A 21,011-nucleotide genomic window follows, 5' to 3' on the forward strand; every position below is an offset into this window, starting at 1 on the left:
TGCGTAGTCTTTACACTTTGCCCCACGATGCCGAGCGAGATACGTACCTCGTGTTGAACGACTTCGGGGCGAGTCGGTTGCGCCTGGCCAGACCAACACTGAAAGCGCCGGCAGCGACCACTACGCCCGCGGCTTCCGCTCGATCGCCTCGACCCTGCTTAACGATGAGGGCACGTCGGCAACCGGAAAGCAGAAAGCCGCCGTGCGCCTCCGTTTGGCGTTTGCGTGATAGTGGTAATGAAATCATGACCGCAGGATCATGCCATGGCTGATGTGCCGAAGCTCGTCGAGGAATTGTGGAGCTTAACGCTGCTCGAAGCTATAGAACTCGCCGAGATTCTGAAGAAGAAGTGGCGACCGCCGGAGGTATCTCTAGCCGATATAAAGCGCTATCTTCCGCATTGGCCCGATGCAGTCATTGAACTGTGGCTGTTCTACCTCGCAAACCGCAGCGCTGGCGATACGGGTTGGCCGCCGCCGGAGCCGCTCGGCAATCACGCATGGGCAGCCATCCTTGGATACAGGCCCCTTTCATGGTGGCGAGAGGTTAGCTGGAAGCGCGAAACGACTGACTGTGGCTTTGCAAATCTCTGCCAGGGTACGAAGGTCATTGTGGCGCAGATATTGATGGAGAAAGCAAGCGGCACCATTGATGAGGAGACCGGGAGGCGATTCAAGAGGGGGGCCGATTACCTGATGAAGAATGGCGTCTTCGAAAAGCCGCTAGTTGCGATAAGGCTTCCCGATGGCTTGAGCATCCTCGACGGTAATCACCGGATAAGCGCATTCTGTGGCCTGCAAGAAACCCCCGCCGAATTACTGGAGCCGCGCGGTTTAAAGAAGCCGGCGCCCGAACAAGACCTATAGATTGGGACGCACAGCGGCGGCGAAGTGCCGCTGGATTATCTGCCTAGCCTTTAGGCCGCGCCGTCTACCGCTTTGATGCCGAGCTTGCCGAGTTCATCGCGGAGGAAATCGAGGTCGCAGCCGGGGCCGGGAAAAACCTCCGTGATCGTGCCATCTGTCATGGCCTTTCGATAATCAAAGCCGAGTTCGAGTCCGGGGGCAAATTCCATTTTCGTGCCATCGGCCAAGACAAAATGTCCCATGCCAATCGCCGAAAGCGAAATACGCAACTCGCGCTCATCAGCATAGCTCTTGTCCTTGACGTAGGTGTAGCGGATCGGATTGGGCATCCGATCGATATTTTCCCGCACCTCTTCCCACGACAAATAATCGACGATTCCGTAGTTTACGGAGAATATCTGCTTGCAGGCGTTTCCCCGGTACAGCAGTCCATTCCTGACGCTCATGATCTCATTGATGACGGCACGCAGCTTCGCGAAATCGAAAGCGATGCCGACTTTACCATGTGCGCTGCCGTTCCCGTACTCGTGCCAGATGTAGTCGGAGTTCTCCAGCGAGAAGCAGCACGCATAGGTCCGGTTTCGGCAGCGGTCATAATAGTCCGCCCCAGAGAAATCGGGTGCCCTTTCGAACTTGGCGGCCTCATTGGCGGCGCGATCTTGTTGCAACTGCTCACCGTCATGCCCGTCGGCATTCCGGAAGTCCTTGTAGCTATCGACCCGGTTGAAATAGAGGTATCCGCCGCTCACCGACCGGAGCAGGTTCTCAATCGTCATGATTTTGTAAAGCTGTTGCCCGTCCGGCGGTGCGGTCAGCGTTCCGGCGTGCGGTTCGATGGCCCCCAGCGCGGGGTCGAACGGAGCATTATCGGTGTTTTCGGTCATGGCAGCAGTGTGAGGACTTAGCGGCTGCGCAGATCGGCGGCCTAGCTTGCTCTCGTTTCGACCCTCGGCAGCGAAGCATGATATTCATCTATGCTGTTGAGATCAATCATGGTCTTGCCCCCCATCTTGTAGGCCCTGATCCTCTCGTGGGCGATCAGCTCATAAGCTTTAGTTCTTCCAAATTTGCCATAGCGGCAACCATCCTTGAACTCGACGAGCCGGCGCCGCTTGTTGTTATCACTCTCAACCATGAGTCCCTGCAAGCGCTTCGATGATCCCCCGATAAGATCAAAACCGCGCTGAGTGAGATGCGCATATCCATGGCGCGACGCTGTCGGTGCGGGCTCGCCAGAAGACCTACCGTTGTGGTGGCTGACGAGATTCCTGCTGACCCGTTTCGGCGCCATCTACGCGTAACCCAATTGCCATGCATCGATCTAAATTGTCTACGATGCCAAACAAAGGGTCCCCTGATGCCGCCCCCAAGTCCAGAGTGCTGTAGCGTGCAAATCGGATGGACGAGGAAGCGCGGCTCGCGGACGCTTGTATTGTCACCTAGTGCTTTTGACGTGAGAGGTTGCGCTGCATGCTGTGGAACAGGCCTGTGCTGCCAACTGCTCGAAGTTTGATATCGGGGACCTGCTCGCCGGAAATGGAAGGCTACAAGCGGTTGCGATCGAGACGCTTGCCTAACTCTCTCAAACTGGCATCGCGGTGAACTACGCGGAACCAGCCATCGGCTGTGTTTCCAAGAGGCTCCACCATGGCAGCGCCCAAGGTGCGCATGGGGCGTCCATCGACGTAGAGTTCGACACGGAGCATGCCCTGATCCGATGCCATTTGGGCTAACAATGTGATCTGGCCGGTCCGAGCGGTGATCCCTTCTCCGGAAGGATCGATTTCCTCGATTGTGAGGATCCCGTGATCGGCAGGACCGCGTACTACGAGGTGTATTCCCGATTGCATCTCTGAATGTCGTTTAGACGGCCGTCCCATTTCGCCGAACGTAAGGTGTGTCGTGACGGACCGAAGGTGAGGTTGCTGTTCCAACGCTTCACGCGCGCGATCGAATGTGTCGGTGGCCGCGTAGAGGTACCGCGCACTATGAACCGTTTGCTGATGATTGAGGAACAGGACCGCATCTTCATCAATATCGATCGGATTGCCGGACCTGAGGCCGTCTCTGTATCGGAACACTCGCTCCTTTTGATCTGCCTCGAGACTCGCTTGTTCAGCGAACTCATAGCGCTTCACAATTGTCGGGCAGTGCAAGGCAATCATAATCTCTGGTGAGATCGGCAGGACGACTAGTATGCCGTGCGAAGTAAGTCCGAGTTCCCCATAGGGAAAAGCATTCATCACTGCGGTGGGATGATCAGAGATTATGAACCGATGGTCCCCGTTTGCTCGGTATAAGGCGGGATACAGGCGCAGAAGCGCGACGACCTGCTCGCTGCGATCAAGGAATGTCCGTACTGCGCCGAGGCGCAGTGCTGCATCGGGGGGCGTCGCCATGGTCGGATTCTGATCCGGATCGTAGCCGAGCTGCCGTGTGATCTCCCGAAGACGATCAGCGAGGTGCGCCCGCGTGGTTCGACTGAAATGCGTGCGAAGCATCTGGGTGGCGAACAAGTCGGCCAAAGCAAGCCGATCATCCTCGGATAGCCAGGCTAGCGATTTGCGCGAGAGGATCTCCGCAATAAGCAAAGCCGACCGGGTGTCGACTTCCTGGAACAGATCTTCGAAGTTCCACTTGCTGGCGCCGAGACTGATGGTGTTGAAGTCGTTCTCTGAGCCAGCGTTGAGGATCGAAGTTCGGAATGATCGATCCGTTTGTTTGTCGAGCACATAGAGAAAACGGCGCTCCGCGTCCGCAGAGAAATTTCGAAGCTGCGCCTGTGGTACGAAGTGGTGCTTTTTAGAAGGCCGGTTCATTGTCTCTATGCGGTGTATTGACACAGAACATCCGAGTTCCTATCGACGCGAACGTTTCGTAGGTAGCAGCTCACTACACCGCTGCCGGGTAGCATCATCAACCGTGAACTCCTCCGGCGATTTACCACCTAATTCCCGCCTCCTGCCTCGCATCCATAAATTAGCTCGCTCGTCGTCGTAATACCGGGATTGGGCGAGCGCGGCGAGCTCCGCCACGGCTTTTGCCTTCCGCTCGCTTGCTCGATGCTGAACCTCAATCTCTCTTGCTCGGTAATGGAGCGCGCGGACCGCATCCTCGTGACCAGCTTCGCTATCCAAAGCGACCTCGATGGGAGGGCGTCCCCCAGTGTTAGAGTTTGTCGTCACGAGCCAGAGTTCCGCTTCTCTCCCGATCTGTCGAAGCGCGCGATGCTGCAGATCGGCGACGCGGGCAGCTTTATCTGCCTCGATTTTCGCTTGATTGGCGCGTTGACGTTCGGCTTCTTCTGCATGCTTGCGCTCAAGTGCGCGCGCCAGGGCGCCGTGGTAGGGAAGCCCAAAAAGGTCTAAGCGTTCTCGCGGCGAGAACCGGATTTGCGTCGCGATATTATCCAGGTCGTTCGTGAGCGATCGCCACTTCGTTTCATCGAAGTCGATCGCATCACGAGGTGAATGGCCGCGTTCCGGGAGCATTGAACTCCACCATTGTTCAAATACGAAAGCAGCGGTCTCATCCGCTGGAAGAGTGGCAATCAGCTCCTCAACTAATTGACGGAGCTCGCGCGTACGCTTGACCGGTCGCGCGCGGAGCTCGCGCGCCTTATCGATCCGTGCCTGTAGCGTATGTGAGGGCCGCCAAATCTCAGTCGGATCCGAATGAACGAAGCCAAGGCGCTCGAGTTGCGTTAGATATGCTTCGACGGCCTGGAAGGGGGAGTTGAACGGAATCCCGGCCGCTCGCACCCCACATACGATTTCGTCCGAAATGTCAGCAAACGATGAGTCGAGCCATCGTCTGCTTCGGAGTGCCGCGAGCCCATTTCGAGTTCGGAAAGGCGTTTTCGTTGGAGCGAGCAATGCTTCCAGAATAGCCGCTTGCCATTCCGCAACGGCCACTGTGAAGCAACCAGCCCCATATACCGGCAGATTGATGAGGTCGGCGAGGCCGTTTTTCCGGGCCGAAGATTCGCATGCCCCGCTTCCCGGGGATTCTGACGGTGAACGATGGCGATAGGAGCCGCGGTAATTTTCGATTTGCGTCCGCCTCTCCTCTGCTCGCTGTAGCGCTCTCACTTCGAGGCGTGCGCGCGCTTCACGTTCCCGCGGATTGTGCAGCCATGTTCGCGGCGCGTCGTAAAGTATCCGGTCTCCGATCTCGCTGAGCTTGTGGTCGCGGTACTGGGAGAGGTCGATCTCGATTGCGCCGACATCCATCGCTTGGATCCGGGCGATTTTTATTGAGTCGCACGGATGAGTGACCTTGAATTCTACGATGAGCCTGCGATCGCGTAAGAGCAGCACGACGTCGGGAACGATCTGCCCATCTTTGGTTTCTAGGATCGCTCGATCGAAAGTACGCTTCGCCGCCCGGACAACAACTTCGCGATCCTTCTGCTCCTCCACGACCTGCGCTGGCAAAGTAATTTCCAGGCGCTCATCCAAAATGAGTTTCGCAAACTTATGCAGGGCCGTCTCGCCGGCGGACGCGCATGACCGGCCATCTTGCTGAGCATTGTGCGCAAAATGGTGGGCCTGCACATCTCCCTTTTTCGCAACCATCCGCCTTCCGCAGCCGGGACAGACGCAGTTGCAGGCGAGCCCGGAGGGCACCTCGCCAATATGCAGGAGTCGACCATCGGCAGATTCGGCGACGAAAGCGCCGCCTTGCTCCGTACAGGCAAACAGTTCTCTCAGGCGTATAGACATCGTCCGGCTGCTCCCTGGCCGGTATCGCCAGGTGGAGTGTCAGCGCCACTCCATCCATCGTGCTACCCGTGATAGGTTTTCCAAGAATAGATCGAGGTATGCTTCACTGCCCAATGCGAACCCTGCTTTAAGCAGTTGTTGCCTGGTAGGAGTTGATTTCAGCTCGTGTTCTATTGAGCGTCGCCCCTCGCTTCGCCAGCCGATGCGACCGACAGACATCCTAGCCTTCCTGTCGCCGTTCTCCAGTTGATCCTTCAGTGCCCTTTCACTGTTCTCTTCAAGGTGGACCAACGCCCCCAGCGCCTCAAAACGATCGAACAGCAGAGCATTGTCTGTGGGGACGCCCAAAAACGCCGTGCCCCACTCGAAGGATACGTCGAATAGATGGTCGCTGAGTGGTGTTTTTCGGCGGTTGTTGCCTGTCGTGAAACCTTCAACGTTATTCCAGAGATTGTCGTCTGACCCCCTCCAGTCCCACAGGAAGAGCGAATTCACGAGACGTTTTGGGTCCCGCTCGTCCCTAGGCATCGAGAGAGAAAACAGGTCATGCAAGGTCTTCCAACGCTCTGCTCTCGCAAGTCCGAGCCCATATGCAGTCATGAGCAGAACGGCCGGATACGTCCTTAGATCAAGCCATATATTCAGGCCGCTGCCCACCTTGTTCGCCCTGGCAACGACGCCGCGGATCGTATCGGCAATGAGTGCAAGCTCGGCGTCATCCCCCCATCGTCCGAGAACACCAAAGGCTTTCGCGAGCGGCTCGGTAGTGGCCTCATAGAGTTTAAGGCGTCGGCGGAATTCCTCAACGGACCACACACCCTGCGGAGAGAGCTCCTTCGCGTCGAGGCGGTCGAAAAGCTTGTTAACTTCCTGTGTGATGACTTCATCGAGTCGAATGCGAAATTCCGGCCTCGCAACGTACCGCTTGATAGAGCCGACGAGGATATCAATCGTCAGCGGACTCTGCTTCCGAGTCTCGGCGAGTGTTTTCACCAGCTCGGCCAACTTCAGAAAAAAGCTATCGGCGTCGGCAACCGGAATGGTCACAGCCTTACGCTGACTGATGATGGGCTCTGCGCCGCTCCCAACTTTCCCCCGTATGCTCCAGAAAGTAGGGTAACGCCTGTTAGGAGCGCGCAACAATGCTGCCCGTAGCGCGTCATCCCACTCGCCTGACCAACCGCAAACTATAAGACCGTGCTCATCCAAAATGCGGTCGAGCAGCGCATCGTATTGCGGCGGATACACGCCTAACTCTTCGTCGGTATTCAGGATGCGTGCATCCTTGTAGTCACCATGAAGCTTCAGCACGTAGCACGGGCTATGTGTGAGCGGCTCGGCTCCTGACAAGCTGTCGACGGAGGTGACGACAGTTGGCTCAACGCCAACTTCTCGCAGTGCATTTTCTAATAGCCGATCGAAATTGGTCGTTAGTATCACTCGGACATACCCGTCGCGAACCAGGCCCGCGATTGCATGGTGCGCGGCTGTCGGAAGTTTCTTACCCTCTGCACGATCGTCTTCGTCAGGCTCGATGTACGAATGTAAGATGGATCGCCGTTCGGCAGGCGAGGCCGCCAGTCCTGCTAGAATCGCTGAATAATCGGGTTCCGCACCATACGTTTTGCGATACCACGTCGCCCAATCGGACTGATTCTTGACGCCTTGCGCGAGCGCGACTCGTCGAACTAGGTCCAAAGTGATTTCCCATCCAGTTGGAATCCCGGCTGCACGAGAGAGACCAGAGCCGAGAAGCAAAGCATAGACACCCTTGCTCTCGAACATCGAGAATGCGAGCTGAGTAATCGGATCGCTTGATAAAATGCTCATGGCAGGCGCGAATCACTAGGAGGGAAGGGTCCGAGCATAGCAAGATTGCGCAGCAATCAATCGCCGCTCGCGCCTGCTCGGGCGCGCCGCTTCTCGTCGTCGGGTACGAATCGGTCGGCGTACACGACGGACGTGCCGCGCTCGCCGTTGCGGACATTGCCGCCGAGCGCGAGCGCCTGGCGGAAGGTGGGCCCGCTCTGGCCCGAAAAGCCGTGCCGCGGCGCTCCAAAGGATCAGCACGTTGATCCCGGAATAATTCCGCCCGGTCGCGGCGTTTGGCAAGTGGCGCCTTCGCAGCCGCCGTCCTCCAAGGTTGGACCCAGGCACGCGCCCGGCCTCAAGTTCTGCGATGATATTGTCGGTAAGTTCATCGTATAGCTCGCCCGGTCCTGGCCAGCCCGAGCTTGTCAGGTCTTTCTGGACATCACCGATCTCCGCGACCGGCGCCGGGGCCCCTCTTTCAGCCCTCAACCCGTCACGGCGAAGCCGGTCCGCACTCTCACTCTGAAGGGGGCGTTGCGGGGGCTCCCCGCAAAAGGGGGCGGCTGAGACGAAGGCCGGCCGCAGGGGATGGCGTTCCCCTCAGAAGCGCAAAGCCGGGTTTCAGCTTCTCAGGATTGGCATCTTTCCGCCTTTCAGGACATCACTCGTCCGGCGGATACTCACGCGGATCGAGCTCGGAAAAGTCGGTCAGCGTGTCGCATCGGATGCAATAGTACATCTGCGAGGCTTCCTGAAAATGCATGCCGCATAGACATCCGCAGAACGGGCAGCATTCGTCGATTTCCAGATCGGCCCATTCCCACACGCCGAGGTATTCGGGAATGGCGTCGCGATCATAACCGACGATCTGGAAAGCATCGGCGTTCTTGGCGACAAATCCAGCGCGGCCGGCGCGCTTGAGAATGGCCAGGATGTCACCCGGCTCGATGTCGAACCATTCTCCACGCACATGGGTCGATCCAAAATGCTTGTGCAGCTCTCGTTCAAGCTGGAAGGCGTCGGTCGCTTCGATCCACCCGAGCAGTCGCAGCTCCAAAGGATTCCCCGTGTGGAGGTTGCGCTGGCGCGCCTCGATGTTCTTCGCCACGCCGATCTTGATCGGGGAGCATCCGTTTTCATCTTCGCCAATGAAATAGACCGGCACGTCGCGCTCCCCGCAGCGTCAACGGAGCCGGTCGAGCAGGGCCTCGACCATTTCCTGATTTGAGTACGCGATGATGTCGAGCGGCCGGCCCTCCTGCCTCATCAGCGTGATCAAAAGGCAGGCCGTGAAGGGCCAGAAGGACGAGCCGGGCGGCAGATTGTAGCCTCCGATCATCGCCGTCAGCCGCTCGGCGATCGGTGGATACTGCCGATTGCCCCAATGCGCGTGGGTCGGCGTCATCGCATGGATGATCACGGCGGCGAGCGCTATTCCCATCGCGCGCTTCTGCTGGACTTGAGCGTAGTTGTCCTATGCTCCTTCGCATAGGCGGCGAGGCCGCTGGTCATGAACTCGCGGGCCCAGTTATCGCAGCCGATTTCCTCCTCGGGCAGTGTCGACGGTGCGCTCTTGTCGGCGCAATACATGACGTGCCGGAATTCGTGCAGCAGCGCGAAGGCCAGGGCAAACGCGACGAGGTCGAACATCGTCTTGTGCTGGACATCTCCCAAGCTGTCGCGGTCAGCGGTCGGCTCGGGGATGTCCGCAGGCCAGGAAATCTGTGCGGTCTGTTCGGCCGCGATGAGCGATTGAGCGGTGCTGACGCGCTGCTTGTAATCGAATTCGTATTGCCCCCGTTCGGCATCGATCTTGAGGGCCTGATCAAGCGGCATTCCGGTCCATGTCGCCACCAGCAGGGCCGGCGAATACACCTCGATGGCACGCCATGCGCTGAAGCCGAGCAGCCAGAAAAAGTCGATCGTCTTGGTGTCGAACTGGATGCGCTTGTCATCGGCCTTCATCGTCACGCCCTTGGTGCTCGGCGCGACTTCCACACCATGACCATACTGGCTCCATAGGCCGCTGATCTCGTCGGCGCGCTCGGGTACAGCCCCGCGCAGGAGATGGAGGACGATGGTCCGGTCGGATGGTTCCGTTTCCATGTTCAACGATGCTCCTTTGATGGGCGAGGACGGCGACGCATGCATGGCGGGCAGATCATGGCCGCTCGCTTTCGCCTTGCGCGCCGGCCATGCGCAGATGAGTGATCGATGAAATGACCGAGTTCGCCCACATGGTGTTGCACTCGACGTCGCCGCCGCGCTCGAACCAATGGGTCGCGCCGGGTATGAGATCGAAGGGAATGGGGTGCGTCGCCTGTGGGTTGTGAAAGACCTCCAGTTCCTGACACCAGGCTTCGCCCCAAGGCCAGAGCGCTTGGTATTCGGCGCTGTCGACCGACAGATCGAAATCAATGGGCTCCAGCGCGCCCGGCGTTCGGTCGAAGAGAATGCCGCGGCGGGTCATCGTGAGGCCCGGCGGCCGCCATCCAGCGAGAAAGCCCATGCGGTTGAATTTGGCGAGCGTCGCCGCGTTGCTGAAGATGACGGCAGAGAGGTGAGCGAAGTCGGGATCGCGGAATAGCCCGGCCGGAATGCCGTGCCTGCCCGTAAGATTGTTGATCGGCGTGCCGATCGCACGTCGCCCGGCGCCTTCGCCTTCGACATCTGCCCGCAGGCCGTAGAGATAGGTCGGCAAAGCCTCGCGGCTCCAAACCATCGAGCCGGATTCATAGAAGTCAGCGATCGCCAGAGCGAAGGGTATCCCCTTTACATGATCCAGCTCATGATAGTTGCGCTGAAGCTTGCCGCGCAGCGTCTTGGCGAAGCGCTCAGCTGGCGCGCCGGTTAAGCGTTCATTTCGATCGACCGGAGCATGCACCCAGTCCCCGATCCCGCCGGAGCGGGGCGTCTCGGAATTCGCGGTCACGGCTTCGATCCAGCAGGCGGCGCCATCGTTCTCGATCAGGAAGTCCGGTGAGACATGCTTCTGCCGGACGATCAGGCCTTGCTCGCGGAAGCAGGCAAGAAGATAGAGTTCGAAGAGGCGGGACGCGAAATTGCTGGTCTGCAGATCGGGGACGAAATTGGCATCCGGATTGGGAAGCGCGAGGTAGCATTCGCCGACCGCCATCAGCGCCGGGAAATGGCTGATCGTGCTCGTCAGCAGGTCGAACTCCGGCGATGTGCCTCGCGATCCGGTCTTCAGCAGAAGCGGCCGTCGCCGTGCGCCCGGCGGCAATGGCTCGGGCGGCTCGCCAGCGCGCATGCTGATGGTGAGCTGATCCAGCGCGGCTTCGGGAGTGGGATAGGGGCCGCCTTCATCGACGCGGACCCAGCGATGATCGACACGCCTGCGCAAGGCCAGGGCGGTGAAGGTCCCGCGCTCCGGATCGAGGAGGATGCAGCCGCTCGCGCTGCCGTGTCCGGCTTGATAGCTCCCGAAGATCTGCGCGGGATCAAAATTGGGCCCACGTTCGAGCGACAGCGCATAGAGCTCAAACTGCCGCTGGCTGATCGGCGTGATCAGTCGCTGCTCATCGCCGACGGCCATGATCAACCTCACGGAACGGAAGGCGCCAGACGCGGGCACTCGGGCGCATCGTCATGATGCCTCCGCTGCGGCTTGCGCCAGAATGTCGTTGGCCTCCCACTCGTCGCCGCGCGGCGTGATGACGAACTCGCGATCCCAGACGCCCCAGCTTGTCGCCAGCGGAACCTGCGCCAAGGGGTTGTGGACATAGGTCAGCGGGCGGCTTCGACGCGAGAGGTTGCCGAGGCCAACGCGCGACCAGATCACACCTGAGATGTCAGCGAAACGCTCGTCGAGAAACGCCGTGCGCGGGATCGGATTGCGTTCGCGGTCGATGAAGGGGGCCGGGTGAAATCCTTCGTCAACGACGTTGCCGGTCTCGCGATCGATGGTGATGTAGGCATCTCCGATCGGAAATAACGTGGTCATGATCAGCGGCAACGGCTGGTCGGCGACATAGACGCCGAAGCGGCTCGCACTGATCGCGATGATCCTCGTGTCTTCCGGGCCGATCACACCCTGTTCGAGATAGCGCGCGATCCTCTGCGCCTTGGTCCAGAACGCCCCGGACGTGCGCAACTGCGCCTGACGGATCGGTGCGGCGAAGAGGCCGCCGCCCTCGTTGAGGGGGACCGGACGCACGATCTGGTCAGGACCCGGTGCGCCTTCATCTGGGGTAATGGCCTCGATCCAGATTCGGCGGCCATCTTCCAGGACGCAGAGGTCCGGCTGACCGCCTTCGCGCTGGCGCTCGACGACGGGAAGCAGGGTGCGGCCCGCCTCGAGCAGCGTGCAGCCCAGATACATCTCCCAAAATCGGCCATCGACATCGCGTGCGAAACCCTGCCGAAAGTCGGGGTCGGCATAAGGCTCGTAACGCCCCCACATCTCTTGCAGCATGGCGTGAAGCTGCTGCTCGATCGGAAGCTCGGCGGCTTTCAGGTTTTCAAACCCGCGATCGAGATTGGCGCCGTCGACATCGAATAGATCAGTCATCATCTGCTCGTCTCATGCCCGGCGCAGCATCCGCTCGATGCGAACACGGTGGAAGCCGTGCGAATGGACCTGCTGACGAAGCTGCTTGATGTCGTTGACGCCGAACGCCACCGCCGCTTTTAGCGGGCTGGCGAAGGTAGCGTAGAAGGTCCAGCGCGCGCCGTTCGGCAGCGTCGGATTTTGCCGGCGATCGGTGATAACGACGTCGCGCGGATCACTGCTGTTGCGGAAGGCGTGAAAGGTGAACCAGTCAGGCCGGCGATAGCGTGCCGCCTTGCTGAAGGGCACCGACTGAACTTTCACATCGGTCTGGTCGAGCACCCAATCTCGCTGCTCCAGGATCTGCCGCACCATATGGCCGACCATCTGCTTCACGCGGTCGGCCAAGACCTCCTCGCGGAATTCCGCCAGGAGCTGCTCCTCGATGCCTTCGACCGCGGGCTTGCCGAGTTCGGACGCGGTCTCCAGGCGGGCGACGTTTTCGGGCCGCGTGAGAAAGGCCCAGATGCGCTGGCCAAGTTCGGAGGCGTAGAGCGACGCAAATTTTTCGGGGCTATAGGTAAACATGACAGGCCTTCCTTTACCGGGCAAATATGGCCGGTTATAAGCTCCTGTCAATGGTGCGCGCTGCGCGTCCGCAGATATCGCGGGGAGGCTGGATTGGATTTCGAGGATCTCGTGACGGCGCTCGAGCCGCCGCCGAACCGCGCCGGAAAATCGGACGGCGCCCACGAACATCATCTGTATGAGGGCGCGGTGATGGTCGCCTACGCGATGCACTTGCTCCGCACGCAGGGCGCACGGGACGTCCGTGTCCATCCCGACGGCGAGCACGGAAAGCAGTTCGATTTCGCGGGCTGGCTGGGGCGGCGAGCGTTCACCAAGGTCTCCGGCGTCGGTAGCACCGCCTATGGCGGAGTCTATCGAAATCCGGCGGGCCAGACGATCACCGTCAACCCGAAGTCCGGGCTCGGTGATGTCGTCGCGAATATCGGCGACCACGTCATCTCGGCCGAATGCAAGGGCGGCATTATCAACGCGCGGCATCCAGGCCAGTTGTCGCGGCTCTACCGGGGTCTTTGCGAGACCGTAGGCCTGCTGATGGCCACGCCATCGCAGGGGCGTCAGGTGGCCGTGGTTCCGCTGACGGACGGCACCTTGCGCCTGGCCGAGCGGCTCGCGCCGCGGTGCGCCTTGGCCGGCATCGAGATCGCGCTCGTCGGCAGCCGCGGCGAGGTTTTGGAAGTGAAAGCTAGAGAGGCGGCCAAGCAGGCGGCGGAAAGGAACGACACGTGAAACGGGTGCTGACTGTCGGGCTGACTTACACCGGCGACAAGATCGATGGCGTGGAGATCGAAAATCTCGGGCTCTGCCAGCCCGATGTCGATCGAGAGCGGGCGGCCTATCCGCTCTACGAATACGACACGATCATCATCAATCCGGAGAGCTACACGCATTTTCTGTTCGGTAAGGCCGGAGAGTTTTCGAACGAACTTTACGAGCTGGGCAAGCTGAAGGGGCAGAATGACCGCTACGACCTCGACTCCGCCTTCGATGGCGAGGACCGACGCAAGGAGATGGAGGCCGCGATTGCGGGTGGCGCGACGGTCGTTTGGTGCCTGTCCGAGCCGAAGCGGGTGAACTTCTTCGGCTATCGCGAAACCCATCTTGGATATGTGGCGCCGAAAGTGGCGAGTTTCGTAAAGCGTTCGGAGCTTCTCATTAAGAAGGGGCGCAGGATGGGGCCGGTCGATCTCGACAGCCCCTTCGCGCGCTATTTCGAGGTTCTGTCGCGGACCGGCGGCTGGACGCTGTGCCTATCCGATCCCGGCGAAGGCTATGGGTCGATCGCCGCGACGCCGGAGGGCTACAGCCTCGGCGGTCAGCTGATGCTCGGCACCCCGACGGGCTGGCTGCTGACGCCGCCGACGTCGCAGGAAGCCCAGAACCAGCTCGTTCGCGACAGCCTCGCGTTGGAGAAGGCCGATCCGGCGCATGAGAAGTATCACGGCATCTTCCTGAGCCATACTGGCGTCGACAAACCCTTCGTGCGCCAGCTTCGCAAGGATCTGCTCGCTCATGGCGTAGAGCATGTGTGGCTGGACGAGGCCGAAATCGACATCGGGGACTCGCTGATCGCCAAGATCGAAGAGGGGATGAAGCTCAGCCGCTACATCGCCGTCGTCCTGTCGAAAAAGTCGATCGGCGCTCCTTGGGTGAAGAAGGAGCTCGACGTGGCGATGAACCGCGAGATCGCGAGCGGCGAGGTGGTCGTGCTGCCGCTGCTCTACGAGGAATGTGAGCTGCCAGAGTTCTTGAAAGGCAAGCTCTACGCCGATTTCTCCAAGCCCGAGGAGTACGAGGCGGTCCTCGGCAAGCTTTTGCGGCGGCTCCGGATCTCCTGATGAGCGAGACGGGTCCGAGAATGGCGATGCTGATGGCGATGACGGACCTGTGGCGCATACGACCGCCCGGGCCCGACAATATTCTTGCGCACCCGGCCTTCATGCGGCTGCGTGAGATCTGCCGCGACGACTACCCAAACGCCGGCAAGAAGGGGCCGAACTTCGCGCTCTCGACGGCATTGCGGGCGTTGGGCCTTCCATGTCACCTGCAGAAGGACACGGCCCATCTTGCCATGCCTGTGGAGGAAGCGGCGAAGGGATTGGACGCGGCGCTGCGCGCTACCCGGGCCAGGCGCATTCACCTTGCGCCGCTCGATCTTGCCGCCGACCTGCCGCCGCACGCATTCGGTCCGGCCAGGGTGTGCCGGTTGAGCGCCGACGAGCTGCGCGGCGTGATCGATGCGCGCCGGCTGAGGCGGCTTTATCCGCGTCAGGACTTCGATGCCGAGCGCTTCGCCGAATTCCACTGGCTGATCGTTGAGGAGGTCGTGGTGCTCGAGCAGGAGCCGGAGGAACGCGCGGTCCCGGTCCTGTTCATGGACCTGAGCCTAGATCTGGGGCGGGTCGAACCGCATCAAGGGCGGTTCCCGACTGCCTTGGAAGAAGCGCTGTTCTTCCTCCTGCTGGCCCCCTGGGAGAGCTGGTCGACCATGCAGGAAGTCGATTGGCGGGGCTTCCGTGTGCCATGGGTCTACACGATCGACAGCGACATCTTCGTTCGTCCCAGTTCGCCGCCGTCCCCCGACACGTTGAGCTGGGAGGACCGGGTCTACGACGATGGCTATGGCGGGACATACGAGGAAGAGCGCCCGGTCGAGCTGCACCTAGAAGAGGATGCAAAGACCGAGCTGACGGTGTGGGACCAGAGCCGATGGACGACCGTCGAGCAGGCGAAGCAATCGGTTTTGTTTGAGACGCCGATCCCTCACTTCCTCGTCCGCGCGTTCCTGGCCGAGGGCGTGGATGAATTCCTTGCGCACATCACGACGATCGAGGCGGCGCTCGGCTTGCGCGCGGACTATCAGAAGAATTTTCGCATCGCGCCTGACCGCCACAAAGGGATGCGCGCCACGAATAGAATTCGGGGACGGGTGGCCGGCCTGCTGGGCGATCGACGCTTCGCCGATCAGTATGAGCAGCTCTTCAACGTGCGAAGCGCATTCCTGCACGGCCGAGCCATGACCGCCATCTCGACGAAAGAGCGGGTGATGGCGCGGTCGTTGGCCCGCCAGATCGTCGAGGCGTTGATCCTTGCGACGCTCGCGGGGCCGATCAGCTCGCGGGAGGATTTCCTGGATGGTCTACTCGACAGGGGTTCGCCCTTGATCTAGCCGAAATAGACGGCTCCCCAGCAAGTCCGCTGGCTTGAAAACTGTCAGAAAACCGCGTATATTTCTGACAGGAGAACGGCCATGCAACGGTTAACCGAACAGATTCTCGCGCATGCCGAAGGGTTGCCGGAAGGTACGCCCGTGGCGGCTAAGAGCTTGCTTCACCTCGGTAATCGCGCCGCGGTGGATCAGGCTTTGTCGCGTCTGACTGAGCGGGGCCAACTGATCCGGGCCGGTCGCGGCGTCTATCTCCGTCCCATCACGAGCCGGTTCGGAACGAGGGCCCCCTCCGTCCAGCAAGCGGTCGAGGCGCTCGCCAACCAGCGCGGCGAAGTCATCGTCCCGAGCGGGGCGGCGGCGGCCAACACTCTCGGCCTGACGACCCAGGTGCCGGTTCGGTCGGTCTATCTAACCTCCGGCCGCAGCCGAACGATGAATCTCGGCAAACAGGTTGTCGAACTTCGTCATGCTCCGCGCTGGCAACTCGCCCTGGCTCATAAGCCGGCTGGCGAGGCGGTGCGGGCGTTGGCCTGGCTTGGGCCGGAGAAAGCGGAAGCCGCCTTGAAAACGTTGAAGCGGAAGCTCTCGCCGTCCACTTTCAGCGAACTGGTCGCGGCAGCGCCGCAGCTTCCGACCTGGCTCGCGCGCAGCGTAGGAAAGGCGGCGCATGGCTGACGCCTTTCTCCACCTTCCGGTCGCTGACCGCCGCGAGGCGCTAAGCGTCGCGGCCGATCAGTCGGGACGACCGGCGCACCTTCTCGAGAAGGATGTGTGGGTGGTTTGGGCGCTCGCCACGCTCTACGGGTCGGCGCTCGGCGAGCATCTGGTGTTCAAGGGCGGCACGTCACTGTCGAAGGCCTATGGGGTCATCCGGCGGTTTTCCGAGGACGTCGACCTGACCTACGACATCCGGGCGATCGCGCCCGACCTGGTGGACGGCAACGGCGAGGCGTTGCCGAAAACACGTAGCGAGGAGAAGCGCTGGTCGAGCGAGGTGCGCAAGCGCTTGCCGGATTGGGTGGCGGGCACCGCGCAGCCGGTCGTCGCGGACGCGTTGGCTGCCGCGACGTTGGCGGCTGCCGTCCGCGTGGAAGGCGAGAAGCTGTTTGTCGACTACGAGGCGACCACCGCTGGCTCGGGCTACGTCGCACCGAGTGTGATGCTGGAGTTCGGGGCGCGATCAACGGGCGAGCCGGCGAGCCTCCGCGACATCAAATGCGATGCATCCGGCCTGGTTGAAGGCGTAACGTTCCCAACAGCGCGGCCGCGCGTGATGCACGCCGAGCGGACCTTCTGGGAGAAGGCGACGGCTGTCCACGTCTTCTGCCTCCAGCAGCGGCTGCGCGGTGATCGCTTCGCACGCCACTGGCATGACATAGCGCGTCTGGATGACGCCGGCCTGGCGGATGCGGCTTTCGCCGATAGGGAGCTGGCGAACGCGGTCGCGCGCCACAAGGGCATGTTCTTCGTTGAGAGGGCGGCCGATCGAAGTCCGATCGATTATGCGGCTGCCGTGAATGGCGGTTTGCAGCTCGTGCCTGGCGGTGATGCCGCGAAGGCGCTGGAAGAAGATTATGGTCGCATGGTCGAGGACGGTCTGCTGTTGGAAGATGCTGAAACCTTCGAGGTCCTCATGGCGCGGAGTGCAGATGTCGCGCGCCGGGCAAACGAGGCGGCGAAATAGAGATTTGGGGGGAATGCGGTGGCGGATGCAGACAAGACGGAGCCATCGAAGCTCACATTCAAGTTTATTCGCGGCGTCGAGGGTGAGAAGGCTGATTATGATTGGCCTGATGGGGCGGATATTGTCAGAAAGGCGTTGGCTGAGTCACTGAATGCCAAAAATGTGGCGTTCCTCCTGGGAGCTGGCTGTTCTTCGTCGTGGGCTAATGACAAGGAGGTCGGCATCCCAACGATGGCGCCCCTCGCGAAGGAATTCACGGCGGCACCGAAGGAAGGGGATCAATCGTTCCCGACAGCCGACGAACGTGATGCTCTGTTGAAGCAGTTTGGAATCGACCTCGGTGCCGCGGAGTATGCGCGCAACCTAGAGCGGCTGATGGAGCTTCTTTTCAGCCTGCGCTTCGTCTTAGTGCGCAGTTCGCTGAGTGATGCCGCCACAAGACTCAAGACTGTCGAATCGATCATCAAGAAGGTTCAAACATTTCTTTGGGCCAAATGCACGAACGGCGCCTTCGCGAATGGCGACCATACCGTCGTTGGCCTTTATGAATCCTTCTATCGCAAGCTTGTGCTGCGCGACCGATCTCTTCCGCGTCCTTGGGTGTTCACCACGAACTACGATCTCTTCAACGAGACCGCAATGGATAGGCTCGGCCTGCCATACACGAACGGCTTCTCCGGCGTTGTCGAACGGCGGTTCAATCCAGCGACGTTTCGGTACGCCCTCGCTGAACAGCTCGATGTCACCAGCCGCAAGTGGTCTGCGGTCGATGGCTTTGTCTATCTGTGTAAGATTCATGGGTCCATTAGTTGGACAGAGGACGATCACGGACTTTTCCCGATCCGAGAAACGGCCGTCTCCAAAGAACCGGGCAAGGTGATGATCTATCCGACGCCTGCCAAGCAGAATTCGAGCCTTGGGTCTCCCTATGCCGATCTGTTTCGGGAATTCCAGTCACGCATTGTTCGCGAACAGAGCGTGCTATTTACGATGGGGTATGCCTTCGGCGACGAGCACATCAACAATATCATCTATCAGGCCCTGACGATTCCCACGTTCCGGCTCGTGATCTTTGTAGATCCAGATTTGGACGGGGAGATTGCGAAGCTTCGCGCGCTAAATGATCCACGAATTTGGATCATTGGGGGTGCCGGACGCAGCGCCGGACGCAAAGCCCATTACTTCGACACCATTATCGAAGAGTTCATGCCGCAACGCCCGAGCGAGCGCATTGATGACGCCGTTCGGAAGGTGATCGAGGCGATGGCCCCGAAGAAGGAGGCCGCGGCTCCCCAGAAGGGGGAGGATGACGATGAGTCGTGACGATCGGAAGCGCGCAATCGGCAAGGTGGTCTCGGTCGCGGCCGACCGTTTCGTGATCGAGATGCATGCGGGCACCGACAACTTCACCGTCGTCGGATTCGACGACGTTCACTATGTCGCCAGGCTCGGATCGTTCCTGATGGTCGCGGTGCAAACCGAGTACGTGGTTGTCGAGGTCGTCGGCCTGCGTGAGCGCGACGTTGGTCATGTTAGTCGCAGTGAAGGGGAGCTGGATAAGGCTTCTTCGGCGAAGTACCTCGATGTCGTTCCCGTCGGGATGCTGCCTCAAGATCGGCGCGAAAGGTTTCGCTTCGGCGTCTCCGTGTTCCCGTCACTCTACGGCGACGCACTGTATGCGCTGGACGCTGAACTGGATCGAGTCTTCGAAACCGATCATCCTTCGGAGCCTACACCCCCGATCGACAATGTTCCACCCACGCCACCTGATGCCACCCGCTATCGCGCATTGACGATCGGCCGGTCCGTCATATTCGAGGGTTACGACGTTAAGGTCAGGATCGATGATTTCTTCGGCGGACACACTGCCGTCCTGGGAAACACAGGGAGCGGGAAGTCCTGCACGGTCGCATCGGTCCTCCAATCCTTGTTCGAAAAGGCGGAAGAACACCATGCTCGCGGTGCCACGTTCGTCGTATTCGACGTCAATGGAGAATATGCGAAGGCGCTGTCGCCGCTCGCAAAGCGCAAGCAGATCGGCGTGGACCATGTCATTCTGGACGGCACCGCACGCACGGAGCGTTTTCGTCTGCCCCATTGGTTTCTGGAGCAGTCAGAGTGGGAGCTGCTTCTGCAGGCCAGCGAGCGCACCCAACTACCGATACTGCGCATGGCGCTCGGGCTGGCAACATTGTTCTCAGCGGGCAGCGCGGCGGAGCTGAAGGGGATCAAGAACCACATTCTGGCAACCTGCCTGAGCCAAATTCTTCGTGACGACACAGGCAGTCCGTCAAAACACGATCGCATGGTCGGTCTGCTGCAAAGATTCAACACGCCGGAGATCAACAATCAAAAGATCGCGCCATTCATCAAAATCGGCTTCGGCCAGATGGCCAACCCTGCCGGTTTAACAACCTATTTGTTGGGAAACGCCAATGGCGGCGGATTTATCATCGAAGGTTTGAAATTCCCGGCATATGCCAACCTTCCCTTTGAGTTTTCCGCGTTGGGAGAGGCGCTCGATCTGGCGATCCTATACGAGGAGGCTCACGGTAACCGTCAGATCCGAGATTACTGCTCGCAGATGCTGACGCGTTTTAAGTCGCTCGAGGAGCGACCTGAATATGCGTTCCTGCGCTACGACCTTCAAGGAAGCCAAGCTGGGCCGTCGCTCGAAAACTTCCTTGAGCAGCTCCTCGGTTTGGCACGCGACGGAGCGGGTTGGGTCAAACGCAACCAGATCGTCATCATCGACATGAATGCGGTGGAGGATGAGGTTGTCGAGCTCGTAGCGTCAGTGCTCGCTAGAATGGCCTTTCGGCTGCTCCGACAAGCAGATCCACGCAATCGGTTTCCGATCCATCTGCTTCTTGAGGAAGCGCATCGATACATCGCGGAGAAGCCATCCCGCTATGCCATAGACGCCAGCAGAGTTTACGAGCGGATTGCCAAGGAAGGGCGAAAGTACGGGCTGTTCATTCTCGCCGCTTCGCAGAGGCCCAGTGAACTCTCGAAGACCATTCTTTCGCAGTGCTCGAATTTCGTCATCCATCGAATCCAGAATCCCGACGACCTTGCTCATATACGGCAGATGACCCCGTTCATCTCCGAGGCGGTCCTGAAGCGGCTCCCGTCGCTTCCGAAGCAGCATGCGCTGGTCTTCGGCACCTCCGTGAACCTTCCCACGACCTTTCGCGTGCGCGACGCAAATCCTTTGCCTGCAAGCGATGACGCGAGAATTAGAGATTTGTGGTTCCATGAGGAGGGGCGAGCGGCTCAGGTTCGCATTACGCCGGCAACTTTCGAACATGGCGATGATAGCGTCGCGGCTGAGGGGAAATGAGTCGACGATCGATAGTTGTCGAAGGGCCGCTTGCATTCCGTACAGCGCGGATCGCTGCCGCACAGCGAGCGGATTCTGGGCTGCAGATTTTCACACTTCCACTGCTTGCTGCACGTCTCGCCGGAGGCTTTAACCGACCGGCGCGATCCCAGGACCTCGACCCAGCCATTCGCGCTGCACTCGCCGCCGGCGGCTTGACGGAGCTCGAAGGTATCCGTCAGCTTCCGGGCACGACACGGTCAATCGCCCGCACGCTCGCAAAGGTTTGGCAAGCCGACCTCGATCTTGAGGGGCTCGCTAGCCACAATGCTCGG

General features: G+C 60.2%; 19 protein-coding genes and 1 pseudogene. 8 read left to right on the forward strand and 12 right to left on the reverse strand.

Features of this window, described 5'->3' with window-relative positions:
• The first annotated feature begins 264 nt into the window (after positions 1-264).
• Complete coding sequence (locus tag X265_RS05740; protein WP_006022661.1) at positions 265-867, forward strand: hypothetical protein; 603 nt, start codon at positions 265-267, stop codon at positions 865-867.
• Between the two features lie 50 nt (positions 868-917).
• Here the strand turns inward: X265_RS05740 and X265_RS41025 are convergent, their stop codons facing one another.
• From X265_RS41025 to X265_RS05800, 12 genes and pseudogenes are all read right to left on the reverse strand, one after another.
• A complete protein-coding gene (locus X265_RS41025) occupies positions 918-1,751 on the reverse strand; it encodes a DUF2971 domain-containing protein (protein WP_006022660.1) in 834 nt (277 codons plus the stop codon).
• A 41-nt stretch (positions 1,752-1,792) separates the two neighbouring features.
• Positions 1,793-2,158, reverse strand: coding sequence for a hypothetical protein (locus X265_RS41225; protein WP_237863170.1), 366 nt, complete (start codon positions 2,156-2,158; stop codon positions 1,793-1,795).
• A gap of 253 nt (positions 2,159-2,411) precedes the next feature.
• Complete coding sequence (locus X265_RS05755) at positions 2,412-3,686, reverse strand: DUF4238 domain-containing protein (RefSeq protein ID WP_006022658.1); 1,275 nt, start codon at positions 3,684-3,686, stop codon at positions 2,412-2,414.
• A 39-nt stretch (positions 3,687-3,725) separates the two neighbouring features.
• Positions 3,726-5,591, reverse strand: coding sequence for a competence protein CoiA family protein (locus tag X265_RS05760; protein ID WP_006022657.1), 1,866 nt, complete (start codon positions 5,589-5,591; stop codon positions 3,726-3,728).
• A gap of 39 nt (positions 5,592-5,630) precedes the next feature.
• Positions 5,631-7,421, reverse strand: a complete 1,791-nt coding sequence (locus X265_RS05765) for an SIR2 family protein (RefSeq protein WP_006022656.1) — start codon at positions 7,419-7,421, stop codon at positions 5,631-5,633.
• Between the two features lie 56 nt (positions 7,422-7,477).
• Positions 7,478-7,748: pseudogene (locus X265_RS42220) on the reverse strand (ArdC-like ssDNA-binding domain-containing protein).
• Positions 7,749-8,064: 316 nt separating this feature from the next.
• Entirely contained in the window at positions 8,065-8,568 is a 504-nt protein-coding gene (locus X265_RS05775) for a GIY-YIG nuclease family protein (RefSeq protein ID WP_006022655.1), read from the reverse strand.
• A gap of 18 nt (positions 8,569-8,586) precedes the next feature.
• A complete protein-coding gene (locus X265_RS05780; protein ID WP_006022654.1) occupies positions 8,587-8,844 on the reverse strand; it encodes a phage exclusion protein Lit family protein in 258 nt (85 codons plus the stop codon).
• On the reverse strand, positions 8,835-9,509 hold the full coding sequence (locus X265_RS05785; RefSeq protein WP_006022653.1) for a phage exclusion protein Lit family protein: 675 nt from the start codon (positions 9,507-9,509) through the stop codon (positions 8,835-8,837). The genes X265_RS05780 and X265_RS05785 overlap by 10 nt, the downstream gene beginning before the upstream one ends.
• Before the next feature lie 55 nt (positions 9,510-9,564).
• The gene (locus tag X265_RS05790) at positions 9,565-10,959 is read right to left on the reverse strand and encodes a hypothetical protein (RefSeq protein ID WP_006022652.1); all 1,395 of its coding nucleotides are present in this window, start codon (positions 10,957-10,959) and stop codon (positions 9,565-9,567) included.
• 51 nt (positions 10,960-11,010) lie between these two features.
• Entirely contained in the window at positions 11,011-11,937 is a 927-nt protein-coding gene (locus X265_RS05795) for a hypothetical protein (protein WP_006022651.1), read from the reverse strand.
• A 9-nt stretch (positions 11,938-11,946) separates the two neighbouring features.
• Positions 11,947-12,501 (reverse strand): hypothetical protein, encoded by a 555-nt coding sequence (locus X265_RS05800; protein ID WP_006022650.1) that lies wholly within the window; start codon positions 12,499-12,501, stop codon positions 11,947-11,949.
• Between the two features lie 93 nt (positions 12,502-12,594).
• Here X265_RS05800 and X265_RS05805 point away from each other — a divergent pair, with 93 nt between their 5' ends.
• From X265_RS05805 to X265_RS05835, 7 genes are all read left to right on the forward strand, one after another.
• Positions 12,595-13,230 (forward strand): hypothetical protein, encoded by a 636-nt coding sequence (locus X265_RS05805; protein WP_006022649.1) that lies wholly within the window; start codon positions 12,595-12,597, stop codon positions 13,228-13,230.
• Positions 13,227-14,339, forward strand: coding sequence for a toll/interleukin-1 receptor domain-containing protein (locus X265_RS05810; protein WP_006022648.1), 1,113 nt, complete (start codon positions 13,227-13,229; stop codon positions 14,337-14,339). Before X265_RS05805 ends, X265_RS05810 begins: the two co-directional genes overlap by 4 nt.
• On the forward strand, positions 14,339-15,670 hold the full coding sequence (locus tag X265_RS05815) for a hypothetical protein (RefSeq protein ID WP_006022647.1): 1,332 nt from the start codon (positions 14,339-14,341) through the stop codon (positions 15,668-15,670). The genes X265_RS05810 and X265_RS05815 overlap by 1 nt, the downstream gene beginning before the upstream one ends.
• Before the next feature lie 81 nt (positions 15,671-15,751).
• Complete coding sequence (locus X265_RS05820; protein WP_006022646.1) at positions 15,752-16,345, forward strand: DUF6088 family protein; 594 nt, start codon at positions 15,752-15,754, stop codon at positions 16,343-16,345.
• Positions 16,338-17,354 (forward strand): nucleotidyl transferase AbiEii/AbiGii toxin family protein, encoded by a 1,017-nt coding sequence (locus tag X265_RS05825; RefSeq protein ID WP_006022645.1) that lies wholly within the window; start codon positions 16,338-16,340, stop codon positions 17,352-17,354. The genes X265_RS05820 and X265_RS05825 overlap by 8 nt, the downstream gene beginning before the upstream one ends.
• Positions 17,355-17,372: 18 nt before the next feature.
• A complete protein-coding gene (locus X265_RS05830) occupies positions 17,373-18,677 on the forward strand; it encodes an SIR2 family protein (RefSeq protein ID WP_006022644.1) in 1,305 nt (434 codons plus the stop codon).
• On the forward strand, positions 18,667-20,697 hold the full coding sequence (locus X265_RS05835) for an ATP-binding protein (RefSeq protein ID WP_006022643.1): 2,031 nt from the start codon (positions 18,667-18,669) through the stop codon (positions 20,695-20,697). The genes X265_RS05830 and X265_RS05835 overlap by 11 nt, the downstream gene beginning before the upstream one ends.
• The last annotated feature ends 314 nt before the right edge of the window (positions 20,698-21,011 follow it).

The sequence above is a fragment of the Bradyrhizobium guangdongense genome (assembly GCF_004114975.1).
Lineage (GTDB): Bacteria > Pseudomonadota > Alphaproteobacteria > Rhizobiales > Xanthobacteraceae > Bradyrhizobium > Bradyrhizobium guangdongense.